The following is an 8,974-nucleotide window of genomic DNA, read 5'->3' as shown; positions in this document are numbered from 1 at the left end:
TCCCGGTTCAGCCGGCGGCGCGGCGCAGCCGGATGTCGCCGGACGTCGTCTTGACCCGCAGCTCCAGCACCGGCTCGGCCGCGCCGGACCCACCGTGCGGGCGGTCCGCGCCGGCCTCGGCGGCCGGCTCGCTCCCGGCTCCGAGGTCGCGGTCCACCGGGGCGTCGACGGTGCGGTCCGGCCCCATGTCGGCCCGGGCGTCGAACCCGGGCCGGGCCGCCGAGAGGTCCGGAGAAGCCGGTGCCGCCGCGGCCGGCGCCGGCGGGGCGTCGCTGACCACGAAGTCGTGATGGGTGCTGCCGGAGACGGAGTTCAGGTCGATCGCGGCCAGCGTGCCGGGGTGCACGCCCACCTCGACGTCCCCGGACACGGTGATCAGCTCGACCCGGCCGGGTGTCGCGTCCGCCACCCGGACGTCACCCGAGACGGTCCGGGCGGACAGGTCCTCGCCGGCGCCGTCGACCCTGATCTCGCCGGAGGTGGAGTGCAACTGCGCCTCCGTGCGCACCCGCCGGACCTCGATGTCGCCGGACGCGGTCCGCACGTCGCACTCGGCGGTGTCGGCGATGGTCACGTCGCCGCTGGCGGTCTGCACGACCGAGCGGCCCAGCACCTGCTCCAGCCGCACGTCGCCGGACGCCGTCCGGACCTCGACGCGATCGGCGATGCCGGTGGTCACCGCGCTCGCCGACTGGGTCTGCACCCGGACCCCGGACCCGGCCGGGGCGGTGATGTGCACGGTGAAGGCGGACTTCCACCCGTCCCGGGCCGGGTCGGTGTCCACGATCAGGGTCGGCGAGCCGCCGCCCGCGGGACGCGGGCGAAGGTCCACCCGGACCCGCTCGGCCGGGTCGTCCAGCGGCCGGTCGTCCCGGTCGCCACCGGACATCGGCTCACCGCCGCTGCGGCTGCCGACGAACTGCGCCTTGGCCGCCCGGATGACGTCGTCCAGGAAGCCGAGCGGGTGGGACGGCCCGGGCACGACGTCCACCGTCGACGTCGTGACGTCGGCGAGGTCGACCTGGACGGAGCCGGCGGAGTTGCGGATCTCGATGGTGATCGGTTCGGGGGTCAGGAAGGTCTGCATGGGGTCCTCTTCTCGGGGGCGACGCGGGGCCGGCCGGGCCGGCGGGCGAACTGGGCCGACAGGCCCGACGGGTGCGTCAGCCGCGGATGTAGCCGGTGACGGTGCGGTCGTGGCCGCTCCCGCCGCGCCCGCGGGGGTTCTTGCCCGGGACCGCGGACCGCACGGAATCCGACACCGCCCGGGAGATGTAGGTGTTGAGCGAGACGCCCTGCTCGGCGGCCGCCCGCTCGGCCTGCGACTTGAGCTCGTTGAACAGCCGCACGGTGGTCCGCGACAGCTCGCCGCTCGCGTCCTGCACGGCGCGCTTGAGGTCCTCGGGGGAGTCGCCCGCGCCGTCCGGCCCGGCCGCGTCCGGGGCTGCCGAGTCCGGCCCGGCCGGCTTGCGCAGGACGTCGGGACGGGGGCCGACGGGTTCGGGGGCCACGTGCTCGGTCACCGCGACGCGCACGTCCCGGCCGTCGAGCTTGAGTTCGACGGTGGTGTCGCGCAGCGCGCCGGTGACCTCGGCGGCCAGATCGGACAGGGCGGTCATGATGGCCAGCCGGGCGGCCGGCTCGATCGCTCCGGCCAGCATGACGGCGGCGCGACGGGCGTCCTCGTCGCCGACCGACGCGGCCGTGATGAGGTCGTCGCGCAGGCTCTGGGTGTACGGCGTGAGATCCATGACGTCATGGTGACACCACTGTGACGTCATTTCAAGGGCGGATGACGTCACCCGTACGATTCCCGCCATGACCGCATCCGACACGTCCAGCCGTTACGTCGACCTGCTGCGCGAGCAGGTCCGCCACGAGTTCAACGCGAGCCAGCAGTACGTGGCGATCGCGGTCTGGTTCGACGCCCACGACCTGCCGCAGCTGGCCGCGCACTTCTACCGGCAGTCGGTCGAGGAGCGCAATCACGCGATGATGATCGTGCAGTGGATGCTCGACCGGGATCTGCACGTCGCCATCCCGGGCGTGGACGAGGTGCGCGGCGACTTCGAGTCGGTGGTCGAACCGATCGCGCTGGCCCTGGCCCAGGAGCGGGCGGTCACCGACCAGATCAAGGAACTGTTCGCGACCGCGCGCGCGGAGAACGATTTCCTGGGTGAGCAGTTCATGCTGTGGTTCCTCAAGGAGCAGGTCGAGGAGGTCGCCTCGATGTCCACGCTGCTCAACGTCGCCCAGCGGGCCGGCAGCGACTGGTTCGAGATCGAGACCTACCTGGCCCGCGAGCAGGTCGGCGACTCGGGCACCGACGCCAGCGCGCCCACCGCCGCGGGCGGCGCGCTCTGAGCGCACCGCCGACGGTCCGGCTGGTCGCCCGGACCGAGTTCCTGCCCCCGCCGGACGTGCCGTGGACCACGGACGCGTCCGGCGGCCAGGCGTTGGCCGAGTTCGCCGGCCGGGCCTGCTACCAGTCCTGGTCCAAGCCGATTCCGGCGACCGCGACCAACGCCGGCTACCTGGACCACATCCTGCAGGTCGGGCACCTGTCGGTGCTGGAGCACAGCACCGCGACGTTCTACATCACCGACGTCTCCCGATCGGTCACCCACGAGCTGATCCGGCACCGGCACTTCTCCTACTCGCAGCTGTCGCAGCGATTCCTGCCGGCGTCCGGGCCGGAGGTCGCCGAGCCGGACGCCATCGCCGGTGATCCGGAACTGCACGAGATCTTCACCGAGGCGACCCGGCACGCCGCGCAGGCCTACGACCGGCTGCTGGCCGGTCTGGAGGAGCGGGCGGCCCGCGCGCCGGACGGCACGCTGGCCCGCAAGCAGGCGCGGCAGGCGGCCCGCGCGGTGCTGCCGAACGCGACCACCACGGCCATCGTGGTCACCGGCAACTACCGGGCCTGGCGGCACTTCGTCGGCATGCGGGCGACCGAGGCGGCGGACGTGGAGATCCGGTCGCTGGCCGTCGCGGTGCTGCGGGAGCTGCAGGCGCTGGCCCCGAACGTGTTCGCCGACTTCCGGATCAGCGAACTGCCGGACGGCACCGCGGTGGCCGCGTCACCGCTGGTCGGGGACGGCTGACCGGCCGGCCGCGGCCGAGGGCACCGGGCCGGCGGGTCGGCCGCCGGTCAGCCCGCGACGACCGACGTCACCGTGAACGGGCGGCCCTGCTGGCAGGTCGTCATCAGGCCTTCCTCGAAGGTGCCGGTGACCTGCACGGTCGAACCGAACGGGTGCGCCTGCAGGTCCCACCCCATCAGGTTGGCCAGGGTCGCGCCGGTGTCGTCCACGAGCACCACGCACCGGCTCTCGACCCCCTCGGTGACCGTGCCGGTCAACGTGGTGGGGCCACCGGCGGCCACCGATCCTGACACCGATCCTGACACCGACCCCGACACCGTCAGCGACCCGCTCGGCCGGGGAGCGGCGGACGGGGACGGCCGGCTCGCGGGCGCCGACCCCGCGGACGGCCCCGGCGCGGTAGTGGCCGTCGAGGTCGCCGCGCTGCCGGCGGTCGTCGACCCGGGGCCCGACGGGGTCCCGCCCGCCCCGCAGCCCGCGACCAGCAGAACGGGCACCAGCAGGGCGAACCCGATCGGCCTTGCCCGCCCGGTCCCGCCCCGTCGCGCCGGATGCTGCTGCCGCTGGCCCATGGGCGCAGTCTGGCCGCCGGCGCGGCGGGGTGCAACCACGGCGTCCACCCCGGCCTGGCTACGCTCATCGGCGGTGTCGGGCGGTTCGGCCGCCCGAGCGGGGGAGGGGAGCCGCGATGCGGCGTGTGCGCGTGGCCGGACTGGTGGTGGTGCTGCTGGCGGCGGCCTGCTCGCCGGGCCCGGGGGCCGCCGAATCGGCCGGGCAGTCCGGGTCGGCCGCTTCGGGCTCGGTCACCGCCGACCCGCCGATGGACCACTCGACGATGTCGGGATCGATGTCGGGGTCGATGGGGTCCGGGTTCTCGACGGGCGCCGGATCGGCCCGCGACGAGCCGGCCCCGGCCCCGACGAGCCCGTTTGCACCGTCGGCACTGTCGGCATCGTCGGCACCGTCGGCCGCGTCGGCACCGCCGGCCGCGGTCGACGTGCTGCCGGGCATGCCGCCGGTCACCGACCCGCGCAACATCTACTCCGACGCCGGCGCGAACATGCTCGGCCCCGCCGCGCAGCGCTCGAAGGCGTACGCCTACGTGCCGAACACCAAGTCCGGCGACGTCTGGGTCATCGACACCCAGACGTTCCAGGTCGTGGACAGATTCCACGTGGGCATCGAGGTCCAGCACGTCGTCCCGTCCTGGGACATGACGGCCCTGTACGCGACGGACGACCAGGGCGACGTCGTCCGCCGGATCGACCCGGTCACCGGGCAGGCCGGCGACACCATCCCGGTGGTCGATCCGTACAACATGTACTTCACTCCGGACGGCCGGTACGCGATCTCGGTCGCGGAGAAGTACCGCACCCTCGTCTGGTACGACCCGACCACCTGGCAGGAGGTCGACCGCGTCCGCTTCCCCGACTGCAAGGGCATCGACCACGGCGACTTCACCCCGGACGGCACGATCGCCGTCTTCTCCTGCGAGTTCGACGGCCGGGTGGCGGTGGTGGACATGCAGACGCACCAGCTGATCCGGATGGTCGACATGCCGACCCGCAACACCACGATGGGGCCGCAGGACCTCCGGATCGCGCCGGACGGCTCGAAGTTCTACATCGCCGACTCCGACTCGGACGGGGTCTGGGTGCTGGACCAGGACCTGCAGACCGTCACCCGGCACATCCCGACCGGCGACGGCGCGCACGGCCTGTACTTCAGCCGGGACGCGACCAAGCTCTACGTCACCAACCGGCACGAGGGTTCCATCAGCGTCCTCGACGCCCTGACCGGCGATCCGATCACGAAGTGGCAGCTACCCGGCGGCGGCAGTCCGGACATGGGCAACGTCAGCGCCGACGGCAGCCAGCTCTGGCTCTCCGGCCGCTATGACAACGTCGTCTACGTGATCAGCACGGTCGACGGCAGCCTGCTGCAGAAGATCCCGGTGGGCAACGGGCCGCACGGCCTGGCCTTGCTGCCGCAGCCCGGGCGCTACTCCATCGGGCACACCGGCATCACCCGCTGACCGGCACGTACATTGGCGCCAATGAGCGTGCGTGTGCCAGTCAGTGGTCGGTCCCGAAGCGACGCGCCCCCGGTGGGCCGGGTGGCGACGAGTCCCGAGGCGGCGGCGGAACCGGCCGCAGAATCTGCGGTGCGGTCATGAGTCTGGCCCGGACCGAACGCGCGGCGCTGGCCGACCTGTTCGCGCAGGTCGGACCCGATCAACCCACCCTGTGCGACGGCTGGCAGACCCGCGACCTGCTGGCCCACCTGCTGGTCCGGGAGCGGGATCCGCTGGGCGCGGCCGGCTCGGTCGTGCCGCCGCTGCACGGCTTCACCGAGAAGGCGCAGGACGGGTACCTGGCCCGGCCCTGGCCCGACCTGATCGAGCAGTACCGCCAGGGGCCACCGGCCTGGAACCCGCTGGGCTGGGGCCCGCTGAACGACCTCGCCAACGGCAACGAGATGTTCATCCACCACGAGGACGTCCGGCGGGGGCGCCCCGGCTGGCGGCCCCGCGAGCTGTCGGCGGCCCAGACCGCCGAACTGACCCGGAGCGTCTCGTCCGTCCTGTCCCGCTTGTTCGTCCGCAAGGCCGGCTGCGGGGTCCAGGCCCGGATCCCGGGGCGCGACCCGATCGTGCTGCGCAAGGGCGAGCCGGTGGTGACCCTGGTCGGCGAACCCGGCGAGATCCTGCTCTGGCTGTCCGGGCGGGACGCCGTCGAGCTCGAGTTCGAGGGCGATCCGGCGGCGGTCGGCGGCCTGCGGCAGCTCCAGCGGGGGTTCTGAACCCGGCCGGGTCGCCGGCGTCACGCGCCGGAGCGCGCGCCACTGCCGGGTGATGACCGACGGACACCCGCCGTGACGGTAGGTTTCCAGGTATGACGACGCTTTCCGCGGGGCCGGCCGGGCGGCCGGGCCGACCCTTCGGCACCGTGCTGACCGCCATGGTCACCCCCTTCACCGCGACCGGCGAGTTGGACGTGGACGCCACCGGCCTGCTGGCCGAGCGGCTGGTCGACGAGGGCAACAACGGTCTGGTGGTCAACGGCACCACCGGTGAGTCCCCGACCACCAGCGACGCCGAGAAGGAGATGATCGTCCGCGCCGTCGTCGACGCGGTCGGCGACCGGGCCACCGTGGTGGCCGGGGTCGGCACCTACGACACCGCGCATTCGGTCAAGCTGGCCAAGGCGGCGGAGAAGGCCGGGGCGCACGGCGCGCTGGTCGTCACCCCCTACTACTCGCGCCCGCAGCAGGACGGCCTGCTGGCGCATTTCGCCGCCGTCGCGGACGCCACCGACCTGCCGGTCATGCTGTACGACATCCCGCCGCGGGCCGTCGTGGCGATCGCGCCGGAGACGCTGCTGCGGCTGGCCGAGCACCCGCGGATCACCGCGGTCAAGGACGCCAAGGGCGATCTGTACGCCGGCTCCCAGGTGATGGCCGGCAGCGACCTGGCCTACTACTCGGGCGACGACCCGCTGAACCTGCCCTGGATGTCGGTCGGCGGCGTCGGCATCGTCAGCATCCTGGGGCACGTGCTGGGCGGGCACCTGCGGGCGATGGTGGATGCCGCGCAGGCCGGTGACTACGCGACGGCGCGCAAGCTGCACTACGACCTGATGCCGGCGCACCGGGCGATGGGGCGTTGCGGCGGCGGGGCCGGCCTGGTGTTCGCCAAGGCCGCGCTGCGGCTGCGCGGCTTCGGGGTGGGCGATCCACGCCTGCCACAGATTCCCGCGACGCCCAAACAGACCGAGCTGATCGCGCGTGACCTGGACGAGATCGGTCCGCTGCGATGAGCGAGCGGGCGAGCGAATCAGGGGCACGTCATCGCTCCGTCGAGCGTGTGGGAGGAGCGCGATGAGCGAGCGGGCGAGCGAATCAGGGGCGCGTCATCGCTCCGTCGATCGTGTGGGAGGAGCGCGATGAGCGGTCCGGCCGGCTCCGGATCCTCCGCACCGTCCGGTCGATCCTCGGGTCGCCCGCCCCGGACGCCGCCACCGCCCCGGCCCCCGGCCCGGGACGCGCTGCGGGTCGTGGCGCTGGGCGGGATCGGCGAGATCGGCCGGAACATGACGGTCTACGAGTTCGACGGGCGGCTGCTCGTCGTCGACTGCGGGGTGCTGTTCCCCGAGGACGGCCAGCCCGGTGTCGATCTGATCCTGCCCGACCTGCGGCTGGTCGAGGACCGGGTCGAGGACATCGACGCGGTCGTCATCACCCACGGTCACGAGGACCACATCGGGGCGCTGCCGTGGCTGCTGCGGCTGCGGCCCGACCTGCCCGTGCTCGGCGCCCGGTTCTCCCTGGCCCTGATCGCGGCCAAGTGCCGGGAACACCGGCTGACGCCGAACCTGCAGGTCGTCGCCGAGGGCGACAAGCGCCGGGTCGGCCCGTTCGACCTGCGGTTCTTCGCGGTGAACCACTCGATCCCGGACGCGCTCGCGGTGAGCATCCGCACGCCGGCCGGCACGGTGCTGCACACCGGTGACATCAAGCTGGACCAGTTGCCGCTGGACGGCCGGTTGACCGACCTGGGTGGCTTCAACCGGCTCGGCGACAAGGGGGTCGATCTGTTCCTGGTCGACTCGACCAACGCCGAGGTGCCCGGTTTCGTCGCCCCGGAGCGGGAGATCGGTCCGGTGATGGACTCGTTCATCGCCAAGGCCACCCAGCGGGTGATCGTCGCCTCCTTCGCCAGCCACGTGCACCGGGTGCAGCAGATGCTGGATTCGGCGTACCGGCACCGGCGCAAGGTGGCCTTCGTCGGCCGGTCGATGGTGCGCAACATGCAGATCGCCCAGGACCTGGGTCTGCTGACCGTGCCGGACGGGCTGATCCGCTCGCTGGACAAGGTCTTGGAGCTGCCGCCGGACCAGGTCATGCTGATCTCGACCGGGTCCCAGGGGGAACCGCTGTCGGCGTTGTCGCGGATGTCCCGCGGCGAGCACCGTCAGGTCAACCTGACCGCCGGGGACACGGTGATCCTGGCGTCCTCGATGATCCCGGGCAACGAGACCAGCGTGTTCACCATCATCAACGAGCTCGCCAAGATCGGCGTAACGGTCGTGCACCAGGGCGTGGCCAAGGTGCACGTGTCCGGGCACGCATCGGCCGGTGAGCTGCTGTACCTATACAACGCGGTGCGGCCCAAGAACGTGATCCCGGTGCACGGCGAGTGGCGGCACCTGCGGGCGCAGGCCAAGCTGGCCATCGCCACCGGAGTGCCCGAGGAGCGGGTGATCTTCGCGCCGAACGGCACGGTGGTCGACCTGCGGGGCGGCAAGGCGTCGGTGGTCGGCCACGTCGAGGTCGGCATGGTGTACGTGGACGGCAATGCCGTCGGCGACGTCGGCGACAACACGCTGTCCGACCGGCTGGTGCTCGGGGAGGGCGGCTTCATCTCGATCACCGTCGCCATCGACACGCACACCGGCCGGGCGATGGCCTCGCCCACCATCTCCGGACGCGGCTTCTCGGACGACCCGAAGGCGCTGCACGCCGTGGTGCCGCTGGTCGAGGCCGAGCTGGCCCGCACCGAGGCGGACGGCATCACCGACCCGCACCGGGTCGCCCAGGCGGTGCGCCGGGTGGTCGGGCGCTGGGTCGGCGACACCTATCGCCGCCGTCCGATGATCGTGCCGACCGTGCTGGCGGTCTGAGATCCGATGAGCCGGCCGATCTACCACGCCAGCCTCGTCGCGGACTGGACCGCGGCGCAGGCGGCGGGGGAGTACCGGGTCTCCACCCGCGGGCGGACCCTGGAGCAGGAGGGGTTCCTGCACGCCTCGTACGCCGACCAGGTTCCCGGGGTGCTGCACCGCTTCTACGCCGACGTGACCGAGCCG

General features: G+C 72.8%; 10 protein-coding genes. 7 read left to right on the top strand and 3 right to left on the bottom strand.

Going from position 1 to position 8,974, the window contains the following annotated elements:
- Positions 1-7 precede the first annotated feature (7 nt).
- Positions 8-1,087, bottom strand: coding sequence for a DUF4097 family beta strand repeat-containing protein (locus tag ACOJUF_RS06795; protein WP_420121102.1), 1,080 nt, complete (start codon positions 1,085-1,087; stop codon positions 8-10).
- 76 nt (positions 1,088-1,163) lie between these two features.
- On the bottom strand, positions 1,164-1,751 hold the full coding sequence (locus tag ACOJUF_RS06790; RefSeq protein WP_420121101.1) for a toxin-antitoxin system HicB family antitoxin: 588 nt from the start codon (positions 1,749-1,751) through the stop codon (positions 1,164-1,166).
- Positions 1,752-1,818: 67 nt separating this feature from the next.
- Here ACOJUF_RS06790 and ACOJUF_RS06785 point away from each other — a divergent pair, with 67 nt between their 5' ends.
- Both ACOJUF_RS06785 and thyX read left to right on the top strand, forming a co-directional pair.
- A complete protein-coding gene (locus ACOJUF_RS06785; RefSeq protein WP_420121100.1) occupies positions 1,819-2,364 on the top strand; it encodes a ferritin in 546 nt (181 codons plus the stop codon).
- Positions 2,361-3,107 carry an FAD-dependent thymidylate synthase gene (gene thyX / locus ACOJUF_RS06780; RefSeq protein ID WP_420121103.1) on the top strand — a complete coding sequence of 249 codons (747 nt, stop codon included), beginning with the start codon at positions 2,361-2,363 and terminating at the stop codon, positions 3,105-3,107. Before ACOJUF_RS06785 ends, thyX begins: the two co-directional genes overlap by 4 nt.
- Positions 3,108-3,154: 47 nt before the next feature.
- On the opposite strand, the gene ACOJUF_RS06775 is transcribed toward thyX, so the two are convergent.
- Positions 3,155-3,400 (bottom strand): hypothetical protein, encoded by a 246-nt coding sequence (locus tag ACOJUF_RS06775; protein WP_420121099.1) that lies wholly within the window; start codon positions 3,398-3,400, stop codon positions 3,155-3,157.
- 395 nt (positions 3,401-3,795) lie between these two features.
- Here ACOJUF_RS06775 and ACOJUF_RS06770 point away from each other — a divergent pair, with 395 nt between their 5' ends.
- The 5 genes from ACOJUF_RS06770 to ACOJUF_RS06750 all read left to right on the top strand — a co-directional run.
- Entirely contained in the window at positions 3,796-5,142 is a 1,347-nt protein-coding gene (locus tag ACOJUF_RS06770) for a YncE family protein (RefSeq protein WP_420121098.1), read from the top strand.
- Positions 5,143-5,279: 137 nt separating this feature from the next.
- Positions 5,280-5,909, top strand: coding sequence for a TIGR03085 family metal-binding protein (locus tag ACOJUF_RS06765; RefSeq protein WP_420121097.1), 630 nt, complete (start codon positions 5,280-5,282; stop codon positions 5,907-5,909).
- A gap of 92 nt (positions 5,910-6,001) precedes the next feature.
- On the top strand, positions 6,002-6,925 hold the full coding sequence (dapA, locus tag ACOJUF_RS06760) for a 4-hydroxy-tetrahydrodipicolinate synthase (RefSeq protein ID WP_420121096.1): 924 nt from the start codon (positions 6,002-6,004) through the stop codon (positions 6,923-6,925).
- A 126-nt stretch (positions 6,926-7,051) separates the two neighbouring features.
- Positions 7,052-8,788, top strand: a complete 1,737-nt coding sequence (locus ACOJUF_RS06755; protein WP_420121095.1) for a ribonuclease J — start codon at positions 7,052-7,054, stop codon at positions 8,786-8,788.
- A gap of 6 nt (positions 8,789-8,794) precedes the next feature.
- A partial coding sequence (locus ACOJUF_RS06750) for a DUF952 domain-containing protein (protein ID WP_420121094.1) occupies positions 8,795-8,974 on the top strand: 180 nt, incomplete at its 3' end.

This window comes from Nakamurella sp. (genome assembly GCF_048594475.1).
In the GTDB taxonomy this organism is placed as follows: domain Bacteria; phylum Actinomycetota; class Actinomycetes; order Mycobacteriales; family Nakamurellaceae; genus Nakamurella.
The sequence above is the reverse complement of the archived record's forward strand: the minus strand, read 5'-3'. Positions and strand labels throughout refer to the sequence as shown.

Excerpts from the sequence above, each read along its gene's own strand:
- ACOJUF_RS06785 (WP_420121100.1), top strand. The coding sequence starts at position 1,819 with ATGACCGCATCCGACACGTCCAGCCGTTACGTCGACCTGCTGCGCGAG.
- ACOJUF_RS06790 (WP_420121101.1), bottom strand. The coding sequence starts at position 1,751 with ATGGATCTCACGCCGTACACCCAGAGCCTGCGCGACGACCTCATCACG.
- ACOJUF_RS06755 (WP_420121095.1), top strand. The coding sequence starts at position 7,052 with ATGAGCGGTCCGGCCGGCTCCGGATCCTCCGCACCGTCCGGTCGATCC.
- ACOJUF_RS06795 (WP_420121102.1), bottom strand. The coding sequence starts at position 1,087 with ATGCAGACCTTCCTGACCCCCGAACCGATCACCATCGAGATCCGCAAC.
- dapA (WP_420121096.1), top strand. The coding sequence starts at position 6,002 with ATGACGACGCTTTCCGCGGGGCCGGCCGGGCGGCCGGGCCGACCCTTC.
- ACOJUF_RS06765 (WP_420121097.1), top strand. The coding sequence starts at position 5,280 with ATGAGTCTGGCCCGGACCGAACGCGCGGCGCTGGCCGACCTGTTCGCG.
- ACOJUF_RS06770 (WP_420121098.1), top strand. The coding sequence starts at position 3,796 with ATGCGGCGTGTGCGCGTGGCCGGACTGGTGGTGGTGCTGCTGGCGGCG.